Below are 20,612 nucleotides of genomic sequence, written 5' to 3' on the forward strand. Positions count from 1 at the left end.
TGTACTCGCAGGAGGGGTTGGGGGGCGGGCTGGGGGGGGCCCGGCGGGCAGGGCGGGCGGCCGGGGCGGGCCCCCGCCCCCCCGCCGGGCCCCGGGGGGGGCGGGCCCCCCCCGCGTCCGGGACGGGCTCAGAGCCGGGCCAGGCCGGCCAGACGGCCGAGGTCGGCCTGCTGCACCAGGCCCGCGGCGGTGCCGGTGGCCGTCTCGGTCGCGTTGGTCTGCTGCAGCACGCCGGCGGCCGTCGCGGTGGTGGTGTCGGCCAGGTCGTTCACCGCCTCGGTGGCGGAGAGCCGCTGCTGGTCGCCGCCGAGGCTCGCGGTGGCCCCGGGGACGGTCTGCACGGCGGCGGGCACCAGCCGCGGGTCCACCTCGTCCACCCGGAGCCGGCCGTCGGCGAGCTGGCCGGTGCCGTCCTGCACCAGCGCCAGCGGCTTGCCCACGTCCAGGCCCGGGGTCTTGGCCTGCAGCGGCGCCGCCGGGGCCTCCAGCAGCACCTCGCCGAGGTCGGCGCTCTGGTCGACCAGCGGGAGCGGCAGCTGGGCCTTGGCGCTCGGGCCGAGCTTGCCGGTGGCCAGCTGGGGCACCACGTGGTTCGGGACCAGCCCGTTGTCGGTGGTCCGGCCGGGTGCCGGCGGCATGAGCAGCGAGGTCGGGATGCCGGCGGTGAGGTGGCTGCCCAGCGGCGTCAGCGGTACGTCCGCCGGGACCTGCTGGGTGGACAGCTTGTCCTCCAGGGCTCCGACCTGGTCGGGGGTGACCTTGGCGGCGGAGGCCGCTCCCTGGGAGGCGAGCACGCCCGCACCGACCGCCAGCAGCATCGCGCCGGCCCGCTTGGAGAACTTCATGCTTTTCACCGTTCTGCCTGTCCGTACTGGGGACGTCCTGGGGATCCAGGACTGTGGATCCATCGGGGAGGGCTGCGGGGCCGCAGCCGGAAAGCAATCTGCGCAACGAGTGACCGTGAGTTCGGATTGCGGGCGTTAACCGATTCGGCGTAATAATCCCACCGGAAACCACCCCCGGACGCGCCTCCCGGACTCTTTTCAAAAATCCCCGTAACCTTCCGTGCCGTCATTCTTTGATCTGGACGTCAGTGACTGCAGACCGGGTCTGAGCGTTCGACGCGTTGCTACGCACGGAAACCGAAAGCATTTCAGAGAGGGATCTCCCCATGATCCAGAAGTCCTTCGCCGCCGCCGGCCTGGCCGTCGCCGCGCTGGCCGGTGCCGCCGCGCCCGCCTCGGCCATCGCTGACGCGGACGGCGCTGCCGCGTCCATCGAGGGCAACGGCGGTACCAACTTCACCGGGACGGTCGGGAACAACAGCCCGAACTTCCACTTCCTGGACAACCCGAACATCTGCCTGCCGGAGATCCACAACATCGCTGTCGCGGTGCTCGGCGTGGCCGTCCCGGTCGAGGTCCCGGTCGCCAACAGCGGCGGCAAGCAGTACTGCACCGTCGGCCAGGGCACCCAGAGCCACGGCGACGGGGGCGTGTCCCACCTGGTCGGCTGACGACCCCACAGCTCTCCCCCGCACAGCTCCCCCGAACCACCCTCGAATCGCTCCCCGATTCATCCTTGAGAGGAAAACCGGAAATGATCAAGAAGACCATCGCCGCCGCCGGCCTCGCCGCCGCCGCTCTCGCGATGTCCGCCGGCTCGGCTTCCGCCATCGCCGACTCGGACGGCGCGGCCACCACCGTCCAGGGCAACGGCGGCACCAACCAGACCGGCACCCACGGCAACGGCAGCGCCAACTACCACGCCCTGGACAACCCGAACATCTGCGTGCCGGAGGTCCACAACATCGCCGTCGCCGTCATCGGCGTCGCGGTTCCGGTCGAGGTGCCGGTCCTGAACGTCAACCCGAAGCAGTACTGCAACGTCGGCCAGACCACCCAGTCCGCGGGCGACGGTGGTGTCTCGCACCTGATCGGCTGATCAAGGCGCATGGCACGGACGGAGGGCCCGGGGAGGAAGGTCTCCCCGGGCCCTCCGGGCTTGACCGAAGAAGAGCACGAGTCAGAGGCAGAGCGCCCGCGGGGCGCTCCCACAGAGAGGGCAGATCCATGAAGAGCACGCTGGCCAAGGCCGTCCTGACCGCCACTGCCGCGCTGGCGCTCGCGGGTGCCGCCACCCCGGCGTTCGCGCACGTCGGCCTGGAGGGCGGCGGCGGCCTCGTCGCCACCGCCGACCAGCCGTTCCTGGCCGGGGGCGAGTGGGGCGTCGCCCACACCTCCGACATCATCGCCGGCGGTGCCGTCGGCGGCGCCGCCACCTCCACCGACCTGGTCGGCGGCGGCGGCGGCTTCGCCCACATCAACGGCTGGAAGTAGCGGCACGCCGGAAGGCCGGGCCCCCGCACTGAGCGGGGGCCCGGCCTTCCGTCTGCGCCACGGCGCCGTGCCTACTGCTGCTTGAGCATCCGGGCGGCCTCGACCGCCCAGTAGGTGAGGATCTGCTCGGCACCGGCCCGGCGGATCGAGGTGAGCGTCTCCAGGATGGTGCGCTCCCGCTCGATCCAGCCGTTGGCGGCGGCGGCCTCCACCATCGAGTACTCGCCGGAGATCTGGTACGCGGCCACCGGCACCGGCGAGGCGTCGGCGACCTGCCGCAGGACGTCCAGGTACAGCATGGCCGGCTTGACCATCACCAGGTCCGCGCCCTCGGCGAGGTCCAGCTCCAGCTCGCGCAACGCCTCGCGGGCGTTCGCCGGGTCCTGCTGGTAGGTCTTGCGGTCGCCCTTGAGCGAGGAGTTGACGGCCTCGCGGAACGGGCCGTACAGCGCGGAGGCGTACTTGGCGGTGTAGGCGAGGACGCTGACGTCCTGGTGCCCGGCCTCGTCCAACGCCCGCCGGACGACGGCGATCTGACCGTCCATCATCCCCGACGGGCCGACCATGTGGACGCCGGCCTCGGCCTGGACCACGGCCATCTCGGCGTAGCGCTCCAGGGTCGCGTCGTTGTCCACGCTGCCGTCCTCGGCCAGCACACCGCAGTGGCCGTGGTCGGTGAACTCGTCCAGGCAGAGGTCCGACATGACCACCAGCCGGTCGCCGACCTCCGCGACCACGTCGCGGATGGCCTGCTGCAGGATCCCGTCCGGGTTGGTGCCCTCGGAGCCGACGGCGTCCTTCACCTCGGGCAGACCGAACAGCATGATGCCGCCCACGCCCGCCTCGGCGGCCTCCACCGCGGCCTTCCGCAGGCTGTCCCGGGTGTGCTGGAGCACGCCCGGCATCGAGGCGATCGGCCGCGGCTCGGCGATGCCCTCGCTGACGAAGGCGGGCAGGATCAGCTCCGCCGGGTGCAGCCGGGTCTCGGCGACCAGTCGGCGCATCGCCGGGCTCTGCCGCAGACGACGGGGGCGAACGTACGGGAATTCAGCGGACACGGCTTCTCTCTCCGAACGGTTGTGCAGCACTGGGGGCGGCGAACCGCCGCCCCCAGCGAGATGGTTGGCGACCCTCAGCGGGTCTCAGCGGGCCTTGCGGCGGGATCCCGGACGGCGCTCGCTGGGCCGGTAGACCGGCTCGCCCGCGGCCGTCGCGGTGTCGCGGCGCTTGGCTCCGAAGTCTGCCAGCGCCTGGGCCAGCGCGGCCGCCGACGGCGCCGGGGCCATCACGTCGACCCGCAGGCCGTGCTCCTCGGCGGTCTTGGCGGTGGCCGGCCCGATGCAGGCGATGACCGTGACGTTGTGCGGCTTGCCGGCGATGCCGACCAGGTTCCGGACGGTCGAGGACGAGGTGAACAGCACCGCGTCGAAACCGCCGCCCTTGATCGCCTCGCGGGTCTCGGCCGGCGGCGGCGAGGCGCGCACCGTCCGGTAGGCCGTCACGTCGTCGACCTCCCAGCCGAGCTCGACCAGGCCGGCCACCAGGGTCTCGGTGGCGATGTCGGCGCGCGGCAGCAGCACCCGGTCGATCGGGTCGAAGACCGGGTCGTACGGCGGCCAGTCCTCCAGCAGCCCGGCCGCGGACTGCTCGCCGGAGGGCACCAGGTCCGGCTTGACGCCGAAGTCCACCAGCGCCTGCGCGGTGGTCTCGCCGACCGCCGCGACCTTGATCCCGGCGAACGCCCGGGCGTCCAGGCCGTACTCCTCGAACTTCTCCCGGACGGCGCGCACCGCGTTCACCGAGGTGAACGCGATCCACTCGTACCGGCCGGTGACCAGGCCCTTGATGGCCCGCTCCATCTGCTGCGGGGTGCGCGGCGGCTCGACCGCGATGGTCGGCACCTCCTGCGGCACCGCGCCGTACGAACGCAGCTGCTCGGACAGGCCGTGGGCCTGCTCCTTGGTGCGCGGCACGAGGACGTTCCAGCCGAACAGCGGCTTGGTCTCGAACCACGAGTGCGAGGCCCGGTGGGCGACCTGCTCGCCCACCACGGCTATCACCGAGGTCGCCGGGTCCACCGGGGCGGACACCGGCGAGGGCAGCACTCGGGCGGCCTTGAGGTCGGCCGCGATGGCGGACAGCGTGGAGGTGAAGGTGCGCTGACGGGTGGTGGTGCCCGACAGGGTGGCGCTCAGCGCCGAATCCGGCTTGCGGCCGTTGGACACCAGCGCGCTCGCGGTGGCCGGCAGCTGGCCCAGGGTGGTGCGCACCACCAGGGTGGTCTCCGGCGCGCCCAGGTCGACCTGGGCACCGGACAGCAGCTGGGCGCCGTCCACGAAACGGACGTCGGTGCCGGCCGCGCCGCGCAGCGGGACACCCGCGTACGCCGGGACGCCGACCGACTGGGCGACGCCCGGGATCACCTCGAAGGGGATCCCGTCACCCGCGCAGCTGAGCATCTCCTCGGCGGCGCAGCCGTCCAGGCCCGGGTCGCCGTCGACGGTGCGGACCACGTGCTTGCCGGCCCGGACGGCCTCGGCGACCAGCTTGGCCAGGTCGAAGTCGGCGCCCTCGGCGGCCGGGGAGTGCACCTGCACGCCGGCCGGGCAGTGGGTGCGCACGGCCGCGGCGGTCAGCGGGTCGGCGACCAGGACGTCGGCCGAGGACAGCACCTCGACCGCGCGCAGGGTCAGCAGGCCCGGGTCCCCCGGACCCGCCCCCAGGAAGGTGCACCGTCCGGTGGGCTGCCCGGCCGGGAACAGGGCGTCGGTGGCGGCGGTGGGGCTCATCGGGCTCGCTCCCCCATCAGGGTGGCCGCGCCCGCGTCGAGCAGCCGGGCGGCCAGCGCGTGGCCGAGGGCCCGTGCCTGCTGCTCGGCGGTCTCGTCGAGGACGATCGGACCGTTGGCGGACATCTTCAGCAGGGCGGCGCCGTCGGGGTCTCCGACCACACCGTCCAGCTGCAGTTCGTTCTCCCGGCTCCAGGTGGCCAGTGCGGCCACCGGCGCCGAGCAGCCGGCTTCCAGGGTGGCCAGCAGGGCGCGCTCGGCGGCCACGGCGACCCGGGTGGGGGCGTGGTCCAGCGCGGCGAGCGCGGCGGTCAGACCGGCGTCGGAGGAGTTGCACTCGATCGCGAGCGCGCCCTGGCCGGGGGCCGGGATCATCAGCTCGGGGTCGAGGTGCTGCGAGATCTCGGCGCCGCGGCCCAGCCGGTTGAGGCCGGCCGTGGCCAGCACCACGGCGTCCAGCTCGCCGCCGGACACGTAGCCGATCCGGGTGTCCACGTTGCCGCGGATCGCGACGGTCTCCAGCTGCGCCCCGCGGGCCCGGGCCCAGGCGTTCAGCTGGGCCATCCGGCGCGGCGAGCCGGTGCCGATCCGGGCCGCGCGCCCGGCGCCGGCCAGCTTCTCCACCAGCTCGTCCAGGGTCAGGCCCTCGGCCGCGACCAGGGCGTCGCGGGCGTCCTCGCGCTGGGGGACGGCGGCCAGCGCCAGGCCCTCGGGCGCGGCGGTCGGCAGGTCCTTGAGCGAGTGGACGGCGAAGTCGATCCGGCCCTCCAGCAGGGCGTCCCGCAGCGCGGAGACGAACACGCCGGTGCCGCCGATCTGCGCGAGGGCCTCCCGGGAGGTGTCTCCGTAGGTGGTGATCTCGACCAGCTCGACGGGGCGGCCGGTGAGCCTGGTCACCTCGCGGGCGACCATGCCCGACTGGGCCATGGCGAGCGCGCTGCGCCGGGTGCCGAGCCGCAGGGCGGCGGCTCCCGGAGCCTGCTCGGTGAGCGGTTGACCATTCATGAGGTGATCGTCCCGGTGGTACTCGTGGGATGGCTGACGGTTCATCTGGTGCTCCCGCCCGAAGGCTGGGGCCGGCCGCCGACGGGCGTGCCCGACACGGCGTGCACGGCCGCCGGGTCGAGGTCGAACAGCTCGCGCAGGGCGTCCGCGTAGGAGGCGCCGCCGGGCTCGGCGGCCAGCTGCTTCACCCGGACGGTCGGGGCGTGCAGCAGCTTGTCGACGACGCGGCGGACGGTCTGGGTGATCTCGGCGCGGGAGCGTTCGTCGAGGTCGGGCAGCCGGGAGCCCAGCCGGCCCAGTTCGGCGGCGACCACGTCGGAGGCCATCGCCCGCAGCGCGACCACGGTCGGCGCGATCCGGGCGGCCCGCTGGGCGGCGCCGAAGGCGGTCACCTCGTCGGCGACGATCCGGGTGACCGCGTCCACGTCGCCGGCGCCGGGGCTGGCGGCGTGCGCGTGGGAGAGGCTCTCCAGGTCGACCAGCAGGGCGCCGTCGAGCTCGTGCACCGCGTGGTCGACGTCGCGCGGCATGGCGAGGTCGAGCAGGGCGAGCGGTTCCGGGGAGGTGCGGACGGCGACCGCGGCGGCCACGTCCTCCGCCCGGACCACCACGCCGGCCGCGCCGGTGCAGGAGATCACCAGGTCGACGTCGGCCAGCGCCTCCGGCACCTTGGCGAGGTCCAGGGTGCGGGCCACGTCCGGGCCGAGGATCTCCACCAGGCGCTCGGCGCGGGCCGCCGTCCGGTTGGCGATCAGCAGGTCGGTGACGCCGGAGCGGACCAGGGTGGCGGCGGCCAGCGAGCTCATCGAGCCCGCCCCGACCACCAGCGCGCGCTTGCCGGCGATCTCGCCCGCGCCCGCGGCGACCTGCTCCAGGCCGAAGGTGACCAGCGACTGGCCGGCCTTGTCGATGCCGGTCTCGCTGTGCGCCCGCTTGCCGACCCGCAGGGCCTGCTGGAACAGCTCGTTCAGGCCGCGCCCGGCGGTGTGCTCGTCCTGGGCCTTGGCCAGCGCGTCGCGCAGCTGGCCGAGGATCTGGCCCTCGCCGACCACCATCGAGTCCAGGCCGCAGGCCACCGAGAACAGGTGGTGGACGGCGCGGTCCTCGTAGTGGACGTACAGGTGGGAGGTCAGCTCCTCCAGGTCCACCCCGCTGTGGTGGGCCAGCAGCAGCGACAGCTCGGCGACGCCGGCGTGGAACTTGTCCACGTCCGCGTACAGCTCGATCCGGTTGCAGGTGTTGAGCAGGGCGGCCTCGGCGACGGTCGAGGACGCGGCCGCGTCGTGCAGCAGCCGGGTCGGCACCTCACCGGTCAGGGCGGCGCGCTCCAGCACGCCGACCGGCGCCGTCCGGTGGCTCAGTCCGACGACGAGAAGACTCATGCCCGCCCCCCACAGCTCTCGGTGTTCATGCGGGCATCACCGCGGACAGCTCGCCCTCGCCGCCCTTGGCGGCCTTGCCCTTGGTGGCCTGCTCGGCCTGGTCCTTGGCCACCGGCTCGGCTCCGGCGCGGCCCTTGCCGTTGCCGCCGGCCGCCCGGCGCAGCTTGGCGGCGGCCGCCCGGACCGGACCGGGGGCGCGGTCCAGCACCGACTCGGTGCGGTCGGGCTCCTCCCCGGCCTTGCGCTGCTCGTGGAAGGCGAGGATCTGCAGCTCGATGGAGAGGTCCACCTTGCGCACGTCCACGCCGTCCGGGACGGTCAGCACGGTCGGGGCGAAGTTCAGGATGCTGGTCACGCCTGCCTCGACCAGCCGGTCGCACACCTGCTGGGCGGCGCCGGGCGGGGTGGTGATCACGCCGATCGAGACGTGCTGGCTCTCGACGATCGACTCCAGCTCGTCCATGTGGCGCACCGGCAGTCCGGCGGCGGTGGAACCGACCACGTTCGGATCGGCGTCCAACAGGGCGGCGACCCGGAAGCCGCGGGACGCGAAACCGCCGTAGTTGGCGAGGGCGTGGCCGAGGTTCCCGATGCCGACGATGACGACCGGCCAGTCCTGGGTCAGACCGAGTTCGCGGGAGATCTGGTAGACGAGGTACTCGACGTCGTAGCCGACGCCGCGGGTGCCGTAGGAGCCGAGGTAGGAGAAGTCCTTGCGCAGCTTGGCCGAGTTCACGCCGGCCGCGGCGGCCAGTTCCTCCGAGGAGACGGTCGGCACCGAGCGCTCGGAGAGTGCGGTGAGGGCCCGCAGGTAGAGGGGGAGCCGGGCGACGGTCGCCTCCGGGATGCCCCGGGCACGCGAGGGTCGGCGCGCGGCGCCCTGGTCAGGCGTCTGCGAACTGCTCTGTGGTGATCGGCCGATTGCCACGGTGCTCCTGTGGGTGAAGCTGGGCTTTGGCAGCCAGGCTAAGCGTTTGTGAACGTGTGCACAAAGATGGTGTCCGATTTGTCCCCGCACAGTGATGCGCATCACGCCGTCGAACACATAGCACCGGCCTGCGTCAGGACGAGCTCCGGGGCCGCGGCACCGGGCAGCCAGGGGCCGTACGGCGCCTCCCGGCGCAGCAGCGGCACGGGTTCTCCGGACGGACGGGAGCGGGCCCGGCCCAGCCGCGGCCAGGGCACCCGGGCGGCCTCGCGCAGCGGGCCGGCCCAGTCGTCCGGCGGACAGGACGGGGCGCCCACGCAGTGCCGCAGCAGCTCGGCGGTCACCCGGGCGTCGCCGAGCGCGGTGTGCGCCGGATACCAGCCCAGACCGGCCGCCTCCGCGCAGGCCGCCAGCCCGTAGCCGCGGACCTCCGGCAGGTGGGCGCGGGCCAGCCGCATCGTGCACAGCAGCGGGACGGGCGGCAGCGGCACCCCGATCCGGGCGAACTCGCGGTCCAGGAAGGCGTGGTCGCAGCTGACGTGATGACCGACCAGCACCCGGCCCGCCAGCAGCTCCAGCAGCCGGGGCGCGATCTCCCGGAACCGCGGGGCGCCCTCGACGTCCGCCTGGCGTATCCGGTGCACATGGGTCGGGCCGACCGGGCCCAGCGGATCCAGCAGGGTGGCGAACTCCCCCTCGGGGCGGAGCCGCTCGCTCAGCAGCACCACCGCCACCTCGACCACCCGGTGCCGCCACGGGCTGCGGCCGGTCGCCTCGACGTCCACCACGGCGAAGCCCCGGCCACCGGGCAGGGCTTCGGGCGTGACGGGGGTCGGACGGGGAAGCATGGCGGCACTCCTCGGTGCTCAGCCCCCCACGGGCGCAAACGCGTCCGATCGTAAGCCGACCGAGGCACCCCGCCCCAAGCCGAAACGGAGTGTCTTTGGCAACGATTCGGCGAACCGCCCCCGCCGGTCGGCGGGGGCGGTGGCACGCGGACGAACGGTTCCTCAGGCGCCCAGGGCCTTGCGCAGCCGGCTCTCGTCGACCCGCCAGAAGTCGTGCTGTCGGCCGTCGATCAGGGTGACCGGGATCTGCTCCCAGTAGCGGCGGTAGAGCTCCTCGTCCTGGGTGATGTCCTTCTCCTCGAAGGACGCGCCCAGCTCCGCCGCCACCCGGACGATCACCTCCCGCGCCTCGTCGCACAGGTGGCAGCCGGGCTTGGCGACCAGGGTCACGGTACGGTCCGCCGGCTCGGGGCTCTTGCGTCGCAGCAGTGGGCTCACCCCGTCATTGTGCGCCAGTGCGGCCCGCCCGCCGCCTCCGGGACACCCCGGGGACACCCCGGGGGCGGGCCGGGGGTGGGCCGGGGGTAGGCCGGGGGTGGGCCGGGGGTAGGCCGGGGGTGGGCCGGGGGAGCTGTTCACCGCACGGGCACGGCTCCGTCACGGCCGCTCCCCTCCCGGCTGGATATGCTCGATGACATGGCCGTGCTCCGAAGGCTCACCCAGGCGAGGCGCTCCTCCACCGAGCGGAGCGCCCTGGCGGGCGAGGCCGCCGCCGCGGCCGCCGAGGCCGCGCTGCGCGCCGAGCCGCTGTCCCCCCTCGCGACGGACGGCCCCACCGCGGACGCCCCCGGCCCCGGGCAGGCGACGGCGGCGAGCACCACGACCGGGGCCCCCGCCGCCGGCAAGCCCGGGAAGGCCCCCAAGGCGCCGGCCGGGAACCACACCCCCGACCGGGACGACCCGCGCGCCGCCGCCTTCTTCGACTGCGACAACACCATCCTGCGCGGCGCGGCCATCTTCTACCTCGGCGTCGGCCTCTACCGCCACGGCTTCCTCACCCGCCGGGACATCGCCCGCTTCGCCTGGCAGCAGGCCATGTTCCGGCTGCACGGCACCGAGGACCCGGACCACATCTCGGACGCCCGCACCACCGCCCTCGGCATCGTCGCCGGGAAGCGCACCGCCGACCTGGAGGCGATCTGCGAGGAGGTCTTCGAGCAGGTCGTCGCCGACAAGATCTGGCCCGGCACCCGCGCACTGGTCCAGATGCACCTGGACGCGGGCCAGCGGGTCTGGCTGGTGACCGCCGCCCCGCTGGAGGTCGCCCGGATCATCGCCCGGCGGCTCGGCATGACCGGCGCGCTGGGCACCGTCGCCGAGGCCCGGGACGGCCACTACACCGGGCGGCTGGTCGGCGACCTGCTGCACGGCCCGGCCAAGGCCGCCGCGGTGGGCGCGCTGGCCCGGTGCGAGCAGCTGGACCTCGACCGGTGCGCGGCCTACAGCGACTCGGCCAACGACATCCCGATGCTCTCGCTGGTCGGCCACCCGTACGTGGTGAACCCGGACGGCGCGCTGCGGCGGCACGCCCGGGCGCAGGGCTGGCGGGTGCGCGACTTCCGGACCGGCCGCAAGGCGGCCCGGGTCGGGCTGCCGGCGGCGGCCGCGCTCGGGGTGGCGGCCGGCGCGACGGCGGCCGCGGTGGCGCTGCGGCGTCGTCGCCGGCACGGCTGAGCCACCCCCGGGCCGGGCCGGACGGCCTCCCGGCTCCCGTCCGGGGAACCGTTTCTGCCCCTCCCCCTGACGGGTGACGATGCGTCAATCAGTGCCCTGACCTGCCCCCTCGTACGAGCGAACTCCCCAGCGCCACCCGGCCGTCCGCGTCCGCTGTACGAACTTGTCACCCCGTGACCGGTTCTGATCGTTCGCCAGTCCGGGAAAGTCGGGGGTTGCCGAGCCCCAAGGCTGGGAAACCGCCCGCAGTACCGCCGAATTGGTCACCCTGGGCGCCCGAACGGTCACGTTGAGCCGGATGAACGATGACATCTCCGGTCATTGTCGGCCGAATATGCACAACAAATGGATCCCAAACGACCACTTCGACCACACGGTGTAGCTGTCATTGCACAAAGCGTTATTCTCTCCTGGATGCACGTCACCCATGCATCCCGCTCGAACGGGTGCCATGGGGAGTGCTCTCCGCGCAGGCGGAGGTGATCCGTCCACAGTTCTGCCTCTGGGAGTCCCGTGTACCCACCCGTCCGGAACGACGCGCCTGCACCCTCCCGCCCGTCGTCCGCGCCCCTGCGCCCCCGCACCGGCCTCCGCGGGCGCCCGACCGCCGAGCGGCAGATCTCCACCGGCCTGGACCTGCTGCGCACCCTGCTCCGCAGCCAGCTCGCCGCCTCACCCCAACTCGTGCCCGCCGGCGTGCCGTTCGGCCACCAGCACGGCCCCGGCCTGGCGCTGCGCACCACCGCCGCCGGCTCCACCGGCACCGGCTCGCGCGGCCGCACCGGCACCACCGGGGTCGGCCGCAGCCGCGCCCGCACCGCGCCGAGCCCCGGCTACGAGACCGAGCACAACCCGATCATGGAGCTGGTCGAACGGGCCCAGGCGGGCGAGAGCGAGGCCTTCGGCCGGCTCTACGACCACTACGCGGACACCGTCTACCGCTACATCTACTACCGGGTCGGCAGCCGGGCCACCGCCGAGGACCTCACCAGCGAGACCTTCCTGCGCGCGCTGCGCCGGATCGGCACCTTCACCTGGCAGGGCCGGGACTTCGGCGCCTGGCTGGTCACCATCGCCCGCAACCTGGTCGCCGACCACTTCAAGTCCAGCCGCTTCCGGCTGGAGGTCACCACCGGCGAGATGCTCGACTCCAACGAGTGCGAGCGCAGCCCGGAGGAGTCGGTGCTGGAGTCGCTCTCCAACGCCGCCCTGCTGGACGCGGTGCGCCGGCTCAACCCGCAGCAGCAGGAGTGCGTGACGCTGCGCTTCCTCCAGGGGCTCTCGGTGGCCGAGACGGCCCGGATCATGGGCAAGAACGAGGGCGCCATCAAGACCCTCCAGTACCGCGCCGTGCGCACCCTGGCCCGGCTCCTCCCGCCCGACGCGCGGTGAGGCGGCGGTGACCGAGGGGGCGATAGGGCCCGGACGGGCCCTGTTCCGGCGACGGCCCGGAGGCCCGTCACCACGCGTACCCGACCGACACGTCCGGGTGAACGGTCGGTCCGATGATCAGCCGTGCGTAACCGACCGCCCGCACCGCTCGTTGCCCAGCGTGCAAGCCCCCACCAGGCGTACGGTCAAGCCGAATTGCGACCTGTCACCCGATGGAGTGGCTTTGGCCCGCCGGGGCAACCGTCCGGCAGGCCGGGGTGTCGACAACGACGAAGGGAGGTGTGGCCCGTGACGGCAAACGTGCTGGAGCACCGGCGGGCGAAGGCCTTCGCCGAGGCGCTGGAGGCCCACCAGGCGGAGCAACGCCGCGCGGCCGGCGCCGATTCGGCCAACACCGCTTCCGCCGAAGCGGGTTCGGTCGCGATGGCCGAACTGGTCGGCCTGGCCGACGCACTGGGGGCGCTACCCGGACCGGCCCTGGACCAGGAGGTCCGGACGGTCCAACGAGCCCAGCTGATGGCCGCGTTCGAGCAGGCCTTCGCGGGCGGGCCGGGCGCCGCGGTGCCCCGCCAGCGCCGCCACCGGGCCATCCGGACGGCGCCACGCGGCCGGTGGAGCCGCCGGTTCGCGATCGGCGGGCTGGTCGCCGGGCTCGCCGTCGGCAGCCTGGCCGGGGCCGCCGCCGCGAGTTCCAGCGCCCTGCCCGGGGACACGCTGTACGGCATGAAGCGCGGCCTCGAAGGGCTCCGGCTGGACCTCGCGGACTCCGACTCGGAACGCGGCCGGCTGCTGCTCGACAACGCCGCCACCCGGCTCGGCGAGGCCAACGACCTGGTCGGCCAGACCGGTTCGAGCACCGTGCTCAGCCCGGCCACCGTCGACCGGGTCCGCCGGGCGCTGGACGACATGCACGCCGACGCCCTCAAGGGCCGCGACCTGCTGCGCTCGGTCTACCGCAGCAACGGCTCGCTGGACCCGATGCGCGCGCTGGCCGGCTTCGCCCACGACGAGGACGGCCGCTGGAGCGAGCTCCAGGGGCGGCTGCCGGTCCAACTGACCGAGCAGGCACACCTGGTCGACCAGCTCTTCGACGACATAAGCGAGGACGTCGCGCCCCTGCGCCTGGCCCAGCCCCCCGCCAAGAGCGGTGGCCCGGCCGGCACCGGAGCGGGCGACGCCTCGTCCTCCTCGACCGGCGGCTCCCCGGCCGGATCCGGCGCCAACGGCTCCGGCGCCGCGACCGGCTCCGGGCAGTCCCAGGGCAGCCCGGGCAGCCGTCCCGGTGCCGACCACGCCCCGGCGGGCCCCGGCAGCACGGCCGGCACCGGGAAGGGCCCCGGCCTGCCGAGCACCCTGCCCAGCAGCGCCCCGGACGCGGTCAACGGGCTGGTCGGCGACCTCACCAGCGGTCTCTCCGGCGCGGGCAAGCCCTCGCCGAGCGCCGACGCGGCCCCGCCGCAGGTGCCGCAGCCGCCGTCCGGCCCGCCCAGCGCGTCGACGGGTGCCCAGCAGGGGGTGGACGTCCCTCCGCTGATCCCGGGTCTGCTGCCCGGGCTGCGGATCCTCGGCGGCAGCTGAGCGGTGCGGTGTGACGGTGCCCCGGCGGAGTCCGCTCCGCCGGGGCACCGTCACACCTGGGCACGTCGGGTCAGAAGAACACCGACCGCCGCTGCACCAGCAGCTGGTACAGGGTGTGCTGGATGGTCTCGCGCACCTCGTCGGCCAGGTCGAAGACCAGCATCGGATCGTCCGCCGCCTCCGCCGGGTAGCCGTCGGTGGCGATCGGCTCGCCGAAGCGGATCGTCCACTTGGTCGGCAGCGGCAGCATCCCGAGCGGCCCCAGCCACGGGAAGGTCGGCGTGATCGGCACGTACGGCAGGCCGAGCAGCCGGGCCAGCGTCTTCAGGTTGCCGATCATCGGGTAGGTCTCCTCCGCCCCGACGATCGAGCACGGCACGATCGGCACCCCGGCCCGCAGCGCCGAGGAGACGAAACCGCCGCGGCCGAAGCGCTGGAGCTTGTAGCGCTCGGAGAACGGCTTGCCGATCCCCTTGAAGCCCTCCGGCCAGACCCCGACCACCTCGCCGCGCTCCAGCAGCGCCTGGGCGTCCTCGTTGCAGGCCAGGGTGTGGCCGGCCTTGCGGGCCAGTTCGTTGACGCCCGGCAGCACGAAGACCAGGTCCGCGGCGAGCATCCGCAGGTGCCGGTGGTGCGGGTGGTGGTCGTGGATGGCCACCTGGGTCATCAGGGCGTCCAGCGGGAGGGTGCCGGAGTGGTTGGCGACGATCAGCGCGCCGCCCTCGGCCGGGATGTTCTCGACCCCCTGGACGTCGATCCGGAAGTACTTCTCGGCCAGCGGGCGCAGCAGCGAGAGCAGCACCTCCTCGGTGAGCTCCCGGTCGAAGCCGAACTCGTCCACCTCGTAGTCGCCGGTGATCCGGCGGCGCAGGAAGGCCAGCCCCTCGGTGGCCCGGCCCTCCCAGCCCTTGCCGAACAGCCGGGTGGCCGCCGGGCCGAGCTGCCCGGACAGCGCCCCGCCGACGGCTCCGGCGAGCCGGTCGGCCAGGCCGGGGCCCTCGGGAGAGCTCCAGCTGGGGGCGGACTCGATCGGGATGACCTTGGCCTCACCCGGCACGTTCTCGGCGGCGGCACTCATCGCGGGTCAGCTCCTCGGTCGGCGGGGGCGGTTCGGTACGGCGTTCGGTACGGCGGCCGGGGCCTCCGGACCGAGCAGGGCGGCCAGCCGGTCGGTGGCGGCGGCCAGCCGCTCGGGCGGCAGCAGGCCGGGGCCCTGGGCGGCGGCGAAGTCGGCGAAGGCCTCCGGCGTGCTGAACTCCGGGTGGTAGCCGAACACCTCCCGCAGCCGGGTGGTGTCCACCACCCGGCCGTGGGTCAGCAGCCGCAGCTGCTCCGACGAGACGTCCACCAGCCGGGTCTGCCGGGCCAGTCCGGCCATCCAGCTGACCGCGGGCAGCAGCAGCGGCAGGGTGGGGCGGCCGAGCCGGCGGGCGCACTGGGACAGCAGCAGCACGCCCTCCCCCGCCACGTTGAAGGTGCCGGTGTTGACGGTGTCCGGAGCGGGCTCCTCGGCGGCCCGGCAGAGCACCGCGACCGCGTCGTCCTCGTGGACGAACTGGAGCCTGGGGTCGTAGCCGAGCACGGTGGGCAGCACCGGCAGCGCGAAGTACTCGCTGAGCGGGGTGTCGGCGCCCGGGCCGACGATGTTGGCGAAGCGCAGCACCGTCACCGCGACGTCCGGGCGGCGCCGGGCGAAGCCGCGCACGTAGCCCTCGACCTCGGCCGCGTCCTTGGCGAAGCCGCCGCCGGGCGGGTCCTTCGGCTGCATCCGCTCGCTGAACACCGCCGGGTCGCGGGGCGCGGAGCCGTAGACACCGGTGGTGGACTTCACCACCAGCCGACGCACCCCCGGGGCCTTCTGGCAGGCGCCGAGCAGTTGCATGGTGCCGATGACGTTGGACTCCTTCACCGCGGAGCGGTTGGTGGAGCCCAGACCGGTGGCGCTGACGCTGAGGTGCACCACGGTGTCCACCCGGTACTCGGCGATCACCCGGGAGACCGCCGGGCGGCGCAGGTCGAGCTGGTGGAAGGTGTACGGCGCGGCGGGACCGTCCGGCTCCTCGACCGGCAGCCGCGGCGGCTGCACGTCCACGCCGACGACCCGGTCCACGCCCGGCCGGCGGCGGACCTCGGCGGCGAAGCGGGCACCCAGATGGCGTGCCACGCCGGTGACGAGCACGACCACGCCCACGGTGCTGCACCCCATTCCCTCGACCCGAGCGGCCTGCGTGCACCGTACCGCGCCGCCGCGCCGGGCCGTGAAACGACACCGCCCGCCCCGGGCCACTGGGGCCGGGACGGGCGGTGGAAGCGCTGGGCGCGCTGGCGCGGCCAGGGGGCGCTTACTTCTTGTTGCGACGCTGGACCCTCGTACGCTTGAGAAGCTTGCGGTGCTTCTTCTTGGCCATACGCTTGCGACGCTTCTTGATGACAGAGCCCACGGAACAACCCTCGCTCACTGAGACTCTCGTCCGTGAGAGACGGAGTCCATACGACTGACGTGAGGGCCTAGCCTACCGTCCGCCTGGCCGGGCCTGTAAATCGCACTCCCGGCAGCCGGGAAACTCCCGGGAAATCCGGGGCGAACGGGGGCGCGTCCACGGCTGCGGACGCGCCCCCGCCCGACCCGCCGGCTACGCGCTCTCAAGCCGCACGTACGACTCCTTGAGGTACTCGTGCACCGCCTGCTGGGGCACCCGGAAGGACCGTCCGACCCGGATGGCCGGCAGCTCTCCGCTGTGCACCAACCGGTACACGGTCATCTTGGACACCCGCATGACCGCGGCGACCTCGGCCACGGTCAGGAAGACGACTTCCTGCAGGGGACGCTCGACGGAACTCATGACCATCACCCGACCCTTACCCGTGTGCAAGGCACCGGCTTCCCCTCCGGTGACTCCACCGGCACACGTGTATCCCCAGAGTAGTTATGGGTGGTACCAGTGGGAAGAGGGGAGATGCAGTCCTCGTACCGTGGGGGATAGCACCGTTGCAGTAGGTGGCCACTCGGCGGATGGCACCGGTCGGCGTACGCACGGCCCGCCCGGCGACTGGCCGGGGCGGCTGATTCAGGCCAGCAGTCCGTGGTGGGGGAACACCGCGCGGCGGCTGGCGAGGATGGCCTGATCGAGTCGGTCCGCCGGATCGTAACCCGCCTCGAAGTCGCGCCAGGCCGGGCGCGCGCCGTCGGTCATCCGCAGCGGGGCGGGGCGGCGGGTGCGGCGGTAGACCTCGGCGCGCCAGTCCTCGGGGGTCTCGGTGACCGGGTCGACGGGCCGGCCGGCCGCGGTGGCGACCAGGTGGGTCCAGGTGCGCGGGACGACGTCCACCACCGCGTAGCCGCCGCCTCCGGTGGCCACCCAGCGGCCGCCGGCGTGCCGGTGGGCCAGTTCGTGCAGCTCCTCGGCGATCAGCCGCTGGGCGTCCACGGTCACGGCGAGGTGGGCGAGCGGGTCCTCCAGATGGGTGTCCGCGCCGTGCTGGGTGACCAGGACCTGCGGCCGGAAGGCATCGAGCAGCTCGGGCACCAGGGCGTGGAAGGCGCGCAGCCAGCCGGCGTCCCCGGTGCCGGCCGGCAGCGGCAGGTTGGCGGCGGAGCCGGGGGCGTCCGGGCCGCCGGTCTCGGTGGGCCAGCCGGTCTGCGGGAAGAGGGTGGCCGGGTGTTCGTGCAACGAGATCGTCAGCACCCGGGGGTCGTTCCAGAAGGCCTCCTGGACGCCGTCGCCGTGGTGGACGTCCACGTCGACGTAGGCGACCCGCTCGGCGCCGAGTTCGAGCAGCCGGGCGATCGCCAGGGCCGGGTCGTTGTAGACGCAGAAACCGGAGGCCTTGCCGGGCATCGCGTGGTGCAGTCCGCCGGCGAAGTTGACGGCGTGCGGGGTCTCGCCGCGCCAGACCGCCTCGGCGGCGGCGACCGACTGACCGGCGATCAGCGCGGAGGCCGAGTGGACCGCGGGGAAGGACCAGTTGTCGTCGGTGCCGAGCCCGTGCCGGGGGTCCGACTGCTCGGGGTGCGCGGCGGCGTGCTTGACCGCCTCGACGTACTCCCGGGTGTGCACCAGTTGCAGGGTGGACTCCCCGGCGGCCGGCGCGGACCGGACGGTCACCCCCGGCCCGGCGCTCAGCCCGAGGGCCTCGACCAGGCGCATGGTGAGCGCCAGCCGGGTCGGGTCCATCGGGTGGCCGGGGCCGAAGTCGTAGGCGGTGACGGCCTCGTCCCAGAAGAGGTGCAGGCCGCAGGGGGTGTCACGCTCGGCTTCGGGCATGGCCTCCACCGTAGTGGGTGGCGGCGGACCGGCGGCGGTCAGGGCACGCCGACCCGTCGCGAACGGTCCCGGGCCGTCACGCCGCGGCGGGCGCCGCCACCGGGGCCGGGGCGAAGCGCTCGGCCAGCGGCAGCACGGCGAGCACCAGCAGCATCGGGGCGAGCAGCGCCCAGCGGTACGAGCCGGCGTCCGCGATCGCCCCCACCAGCGGCGAACCGATCAGAAAGCCCACGTAGTTGAAGAGGTTGAGCCGGGCCACGGCGGCGTCCGAGTCGGCCGGGAAGAGCCGGCCGCCGGCCGCGAACACCTGCGGGATGACCGCGCAGATGCCGAAGCCGAGCACGGTGAACGAGGCGATGCCCGCCCAGGCCGTGGGGGCCACCGCCGCCAGTCCGAAGCCGAGCGCGGCCAGCGCCGCGCCGCCGCGCACCACCGCGACGGCGCCGAAGCGCTGCACCGCGCGGTCACCCAGGGCCCGGCCGAGCAGCATCGCGACCATGTAGCCGAGGTAGGAGAGCTTGGCCAGGTCCTCGCGGCTGCCCAGGCCGTCGGTGAGGTACTTGACGCTGTAGTTGGAGACCGAGGCGTCCGCGATGTAGGCGAAGGCCATCGCCAGGCACAGCGGCAGCAGCGGGCGCCAGGGGATGGACCGGGCGGCGGCCTCGGCGGCCTCCCGTACGGCGTCGCCGAGTTCGGCCGGTCCGGCGAACCGTGTGCCGGTCAGCACCGCGAGCGGGGCGATCACCGCTCCGGCCGCGCCGAACAGCACCGGCAGCCCCAGGTCGACGTGCGAGCCGAGGCCCGCGATCGCCGCGCCGAGGATGCCGCCGAGGCTGAACGCGGCGTGGAACCCGATCATGATCGAGCGGCCGTAGCGGTGCTGGAGGCCCACCCCCAGCATGTTCATGCTGGCGTCCAGTGCGCCCACCAGCAGTCCGAACGCGCCCAGGGCGAGAGCGAGTTGCCACAGCGAACCGCCCAGCCCGGCACCCGCCAGGCTGAGGCAGACCGCCGGCTGGACCACCCGCAGCACGGCCCGGGCGCCGGTGCGCTTCACCAACCGCTCGGAGAGGATCGAACCCACCCCGGCCAGGATCGGTACCGCGGCCAGGAACACCGGCAGCAGCCCGTCGCTCAGCCCGTACCGGTGCTGGATCTCCGGGATGCAGGTGACCAGCAGCGCGAAGGTGGTGCCCTGGAGCAGGAAGCTGACGGCGAGCGCCGCCCGGCCGACGCGCAGGCCGCGCGCCATCGGGGACGGGACGGGCTGCACGGACGGCGCGGCACTCATGCGGGAACCTCGCTACTGGCCGGTACGGACGACGGTGGCCGAGAGCGTAGGGGCTGCGCCGCGATTGCGGGAGGGGTCGCGCGCGATCACTTCCCGCCGGAGGCCAGCTCCCGGGAACGGTCCCGGGCCGCCTCCAGGGCGCCCAGCAGCGCGGCCCGCACCCCGTGGTTCTCCAGCTCGCGGATGGCCGCGATGGTCGTCCCGGCCGGGGAGGTGACCGCCTCGCGCAGCTTGACCGGGTGCTCGCCGGAGTCGCGCAGCATCACCGAGGCGCCGATCGCGGACTGCACGATCAGGTCGTGCGCCACCTGCCGGGGCAGGCCGAGCAGGATGCCCGCGTCCGTCATCGCCTCCACCAGGAAGTAGAAGTAGGCCGGGCCGGAGCCGGACAGCGCGGTGGCCGCGTCCTGCTGGGACTCCGGCAGCCGCAGCGCCTTGCCGACCGAGCTGAAGATCTCCTCGGCGCGCGCCAGGTGCTCCTCCCGGGCGTGCGAGCCGCCGGAGATGACGCTCATCCCCTCGTCCACCAGCACCGGCGTGTTGGGCATCACCCGGACCACCGGGGTGCCGGCCGCCAGCCGCTCCTCGAACCAGGCGGTGGGCACGCCGGCCGCCGCCGAGATCACCAGCCGGTCCGGGCTGATGTGCGGGGCCAGCTCCTCCAGCAGGGTGCCCATGTCCTGCGGCTTGACCGCCAGGATCAGGGTGTCGGCCAGCTTGGCGGCCTCGGCGTTGGAGACGGCCACCACGCCGTAGCGGGCGGCGAGTTCGGCCGCGCGCTCGGGCCGACGGGCGGTCACCAGGACGTCCGACGGGGCCTTGCCGGCCCGCAGCAGACCGGAGAGCAGGGCCTCGCCGATCTTGCCGGTGCCCAGGAAGGCGATCTTCTGTCCGTGTGCTGCGCTGCTGCCCATGGTCCGCTCCTAGCCTCGGTACTGCGGCCATCCTCGCACCGCTCGGCAGTGCCCGTCGGGACCGTCCGGTCCGTGGTCGGCGGGACCGTCCGGTCCGTGGTCGGCGGGCCGCGGAGAGGCCGTCGGACGACCGGTCGCCCGACCGCCGGTGAGGCGTCGCGCCCCTAGGGAGAAAACTCGGGGGTTTCCCCTATGGCCTCCGGGCCCG

General features: G+C 74.0%; 21 protein-coding genes. 6 read left to right on the plus strand and 15 right to left on the minus strand.

Features of this window, described 5'->3' with window-relative positions; translation table 11 throughout:
• Nucleotides 1–128: 128 nt before the first annotated feature.
• Entirely contained in the window at nucleotides 129–845 is a 717-nt protein-coding gene (locus tag ACZ6Z8_RS28465) for a hypothetical protein (RefSeq protein ID WP_465612885.1), read from the minus strand.
• Nucleotides 846–1,171: 326 nt separating this feature from the next.
• On the opposite strand from ACZ6Z8_RS28465, the gene ACZ6Z8_RS28470 reads away from it, so the two are divergent.
• From ACZ6Z8_RS28470 to ACZ6Z8_RS28480, 3 genes are all read left to right on the plus strand, one after another.
• Entirely contained in the window at nucleotides 1,172–1,516 is a 345-nt protein-coding gene (locus ACZ6Z8_RS28470; RefSeq protein WP_402824283.1) for a rodlet layer protein, read from the plus strand.
• Nucleotides 1,517–1,599: 83 nt separating this feature from the next.
• The gene (locus tag ACZ6Z8_RS28475) at nucleotides 1,600–1,944 is read left to right on the plus strand and encodes a rodlet layer protein (protein WP_465612886.1); all 345 of its coding nucleotides are present in this window, start codon (nucleotides 1,600–1,602) and stop codon (nucleotides 1,942–1,944) included.
• A 128-nt stretch (nucleotides 1,945–2,072) separates the two neighbouring features.
• Nucleotides 2,073–2,339: a hypothetical protein gene (locus ACZ6Z8_RS28480; protein WP_465612887.1), complete on the plus strand. Its 267-nt coding sequence runs from the start codon at nucleotides 2,073–2,075 to the stop codon at nucleotides 2,337–2,339.
• Between the two features lie 71 nt (nucleotides 2,340–2,410).
• Here the strand turns inward: ACZ6Z8_RS28480 and hemB are convergent, their stop codons facing one another.
• The 7 genes from hemB to ACZ6Z8_RS28515 all read right to left on the minus strand — a co-directional run bounded on the left by hemB (nucleotide 2,411) and on the right by ACZ6Z8_RS28515 (nucleotide 9,728).
• Nucleotides 2,411–3,397: a porphobilinogen synthase gene (hemB, locus tag ACZ6Z8_RS28485; protein ID WP_465612888.1), complete on the minus strand. Its 987-nt coding sequence runs from the start codon at nucleotides 3,395–3,397 to the stop codon at nucleotides 2,411–2,413.
• 84 nt (nucleotides 3,398–3,481) lie between these two features.
• On the minus strand, nucleotides 3,482–5,128 hold the full coding sequence (locus ACZ6Z8_RS28490) for a bifunctional uroporphyrinogen-III C-methyltransferase/uroporphyrinogen-III synthase (protein WP_465612889.1): 1,647 nt from the start codon (nucleotides 5,126–5,128) through the stop codon (nucleotides 3,482–3,484).
• A complete protein-coding gene (gene hemC / locus ACZ6Z8_RS28495; protein WP_465612890.1) occupies nucleotides 5,125–6,132 on the minus strand; it encodes a hydroxymethylbilane synthase in 1,008 nt (335 codons plus the stop codon). The genes ACZ6Z8_RS28490 and hemC overlap by 4 nt, the downstream gene beginning before the upstream one ends.
• Before the next feature lie 41 nt (nucleotides 6,133–6,173).
• Nucleotides 6,174–7,514: a glutamyl-tRNA reductase gene (locus ACZ6Z8_RS28500; RefSeq protein ID WP_465612891.1), complete on the minus strand. Its 1,341-nt coding sequence runs from the start codon at nucleotides 7,512–7,514 to the stop codon at nucleotides 6,174–6,176.
• Nucleotides 7,515–7,539: 25 nt separating this feature from the next.
• Nucleotides 7,540–8,436 (minus strand): redox-sensing transcriptional repressor Rex, encoded by an 897-nt coding sequence (locus ACZ6Z8_RS28505; protein WP_465612964.1) that lies wholly within the window; start codon nucleotides 8,434–8,436, stop codon nucleotides 7,540–7,542.
• Between the two features lie 107 nt (nucleotides 8,437–8,543).
• Nucleotides 8,544–9,290, minus strand: coding sequence for a 3'-5' exonuclease (locus ACZ6Z8_RS28510; RefSeq protein ID WP_465612892.1), 747 nt, complete (start codon nucleotides 9,288–9,290; stop codon nucleotides 8,544–8,546).
• A gap of 162 nt (nucleotides 9,291–9,452) precedes the next feature.
• Nucleotides 9,453–9,728 carry a glutaredoxin family protein gene (locus ACZ6Z8_RS28515; RefSeq protein ID WP_465612893.1) on the minus strand — a complete coding sequence of 92 codons (276 nt, stop codon included), beginning with the start codon at nucleotides 9,726–9,728 and terminating at the stop codon, nucleotides 9,453–9,455.
• Between the two features lie 198 nt (nucleotides 9,729–9,926).
• On the opposite strand from ACZ6Z8_RS28515, the gene ACZ6Z8_RS28520 reads away from it, so the two are divergent.
• The 3 genes from ACZ6Z8_RS28520 to ACZ6Z8_RS28530 all read left to right on the plus strand — a co-directional run bounded on the left by ACZ6Z8_RS28520 (nucleotide 9,927) and on the right by ACZ6Z8_RS28530 (nucleotide 13,934).
• Complete coding sequence (locus tag ACZ6Z8_RS28520) at nucleotides 9,927–10,964, plus strand: HAD family hydrolase (RefSeq protein ID WP_465612894.1); 1,038 nt, start codon at nucleotides 9,927–9,929, stop codon at nucleotides 10,962–10,964.
• Between the two features lie 570 nt (nucleotides 10,965–11,534).
• Nucleotides 11,535–12,356 (plus strand): ECF subfamily RNA polymerase sigma factor, BldN family, encoded by an 822-nt coding sequence (locus tag ACZ6Z8_RS28525; protein WP_465612965.1) that lies wholly within the window; start codon nucleotides 11,535–11,537, stop codon nucleotides 12,354–12,356.
• Nucleotides 12,357–12,644: 288 nt separating this feature from the next.
• Complete coding sequence (locus ACZ6Z8_RS28530) at nucleotides 12,645–13,934, plus strand: DUF5667 domain-containing protein (RefSeq protein ID WP_465612895.1); 1,290 nt, start codon at nucleotides 12,645–12,647, stop codon at nucleotides 13,932–13,934.
• Between the two features lie 70 nt (nucleotides 13,935–14,004).
• Here the strand turns inward: ACZ6Z8_RS28530 and ACZ6Z8_RS28535 are convergent, their stop codons facing one another.
• From ACZ6Z8_RS28535 to proC, 7 genes are all read right to left on the minus strand, one after another.
• Nucleotides 14,005–15,012, minus strand: a complete 1,008-nt coding sequence (locus tag ACZ6Z8_RS28535) for a lysophospholipid acyltransferase family protein (protein WP_465612896.1) — start codon at nucleotides 15,010–15,012, stop codon at nucleotides 14,005–14,007.
• A 6-nt stretch (nucleotides 15,013–15,018) separates the two neighbouring features.
• The gene (locus ACZ6Z8_RS28540; protein WP_465612966.1) at nucleotides 15,019–16,125 is read right to left on the minus strand and encodes an NAD-dependent epimerase/dehydratase family protein; all 1,107 of its coding nucleotides are present in this window, start codon (nucleotides 16,123–16,125) and stop codon (nucleotides 15,019–15,021) included.
• A 151-nt stretch (nucleotides 16,126–16,276) separates the two neighbouring features.
• Nucleotides 16,277–16,393 (minus strand): 30S ribosomal protein bS22, encoded by a 117-nt coding sequence (locus ACZ6Z8_RS28545; RefSeq protein ID WP_425311139.1) that lies wholly within the window; start codon nucleotides 16,391–16,393, stop codon nucleotides 16,277–16,279.
• A 174-nt stretch (nucleotides 16,394–16,567) separates the two neighbouring features.
• Nucleotides 16,568–16,777, minus strand: coding sequence for a helix-turn-helix domain-containing protein (locus ACZ6Z8_RS28550; RefSeq protein ID WP_045699258.1), 210 nt, complete (start codon nucleotides 16,775–16,777; stop codon nucleotides 16,568–16,570).
• 225 nt (nucleotides 16,778–17,002) lie between these two features.
• Nucleotides 17,003–18,199, minus strand: coding sequence for an acetoin utilization protein AcuC (locus ACZ6Z8_RS28555; RefSeq protein WP_465612897.1), 1,197 nt, complete (start codon nucleotides 18,197–18,199; stop codon nucleotides 17,003–17,005).
• A gap of 76 nt (nucleotides 18,200–18,275) precedes the next feature.
• Nucleotides 18,276–19,490 (minus strand): MFS transporter, encoded by a 1,215-nt coding sequence (locus ACZ6Z8_RS28560; RefSeq protein WP_465612898.1) that lies wholly within the window; start codon nucleotides 19,488–19,490, stop codon nucleotides 18,276–18,278.
• Between the two features lie 86 nt (nucleotides 19,491–19,576).
• Nucleotides 19,577–20,404, minus strand: a complete 828-nt coding sequence (proC, locus tag ACZ6Z8_RS28565) for a pyrroline-5-carboxylate reductase (RefSeq protein WP_465612899.1) — start codon at nucleotides 20,402–20,404, stop codon at nucleotides 19,577–19,579.
• Nucleotides 20,405–20,612 lie beyond the last annotated feature (208 nt).

It is taken from the genome of Kitasatospora sp. NPDC101108, from assembly GCF_055584725.1.

Coding starts and splice junctions, on each gene's coding strand:
- ACZ6Z8_RS28475 (WP_465612886.1), top strand. CDS start 1,600: ATGATCAAGAAGACCATCGCCGCCGCCGGCCTCGCCGCCGCCGCTCTC.
- hemC (WP_465612890.1), bottom strand. CDS start 6,132: ATGAATGGTCAACCGCTCACCGAGCAGGCTCCGGGAGCCGCCGCCCTG.
- ACZ6Z8_RS28510 (WP_465612892.1), bottom strand. CDS start 9,290: ATGCTTCCCCGTCCGACCCCCGTCACGCCCGAAGCCCTGCCCGGTGGC.
- ACZ6Z8_RS28535 (WP_465612896.1), bottom strand. CDS start 15,012: ATGAGTGCCGCCGCCGAGAACGTGCCGGGTGAGGCCAAGGTCATCCCG.
- ACZ6Z8_RS28465 (WP_465612885.1), bottom strand. CDS start 845: ATGAAGTTCTCCAAGCGGGCCGGCGCGATGCTGCTGGCGGTCGGTGCG.
- ACZ6Z8_RS28555 (WP_465612897.1), bottom strand. CDS start 18,199: ATGCCCGAAGCCGAGCGTGACACCCCCTGCGGCCTGCACCTCTTCTGG.
- ACZ6Z8_RS28470 (WP_402824283.1), top strand. CDS start 1,172: ATGATCCAGAAGTCCTTCGCCGCCGCCGGCCTGGCCGTCGCCGCGCTG.
- ACZ6Z8_RS28500 (WP_465612891.1), bottom strand. CDS start 7,514: ATGAGTCTTCTCGTCGTCGGACTGAGCCACCGGACGGCGCCGGTCGGC.
- ACZ6Z8_RS28520 (WP_465612894.1), top strand. CDS start 9,927: ATGGCCGTGCTCCGAAGGCTCACCCAGGCGAGGCGCTCCTCCACCGAG.
- ACZ6Z8_RS28560 (WP_465612898.1), bottom strand. CDS start 19,490: ATGAGTGCCGCGCCGTCCGTGCAGCCCGTCCCGTCCCCGATGGCGCGC.
- proC (WP_465612899.1), bottom strand. CDS start 20,404: ATGGGCAGCAGCGCAGCACACGGACAGAAGATCGCCTTCCTGGGCACC.
- ACZ6Z8_RS28480 (WP_465612887.1), top strand. CDS start 2,073: ATGAAGAGCACGCTGGCCAAGGCCGTCCTGACCGCCACTGCCGCGCTG.
- ACZ6Z8_RS28550 (WP_045699258.1), bottom strand. CDS start 16,777: ATGAGTTCCGTCGAGCGTCCCCTGCAGGAAGTCGTCTTCCTGACCGTG.
- ACZ6Z8_RS28490 (WP_465612889.1), bottom strand. CDS start 5,128: ATGAGCCCCACCGCCGCCACCGACGCCCTGTTCCCGGCCGGGCAGCCC.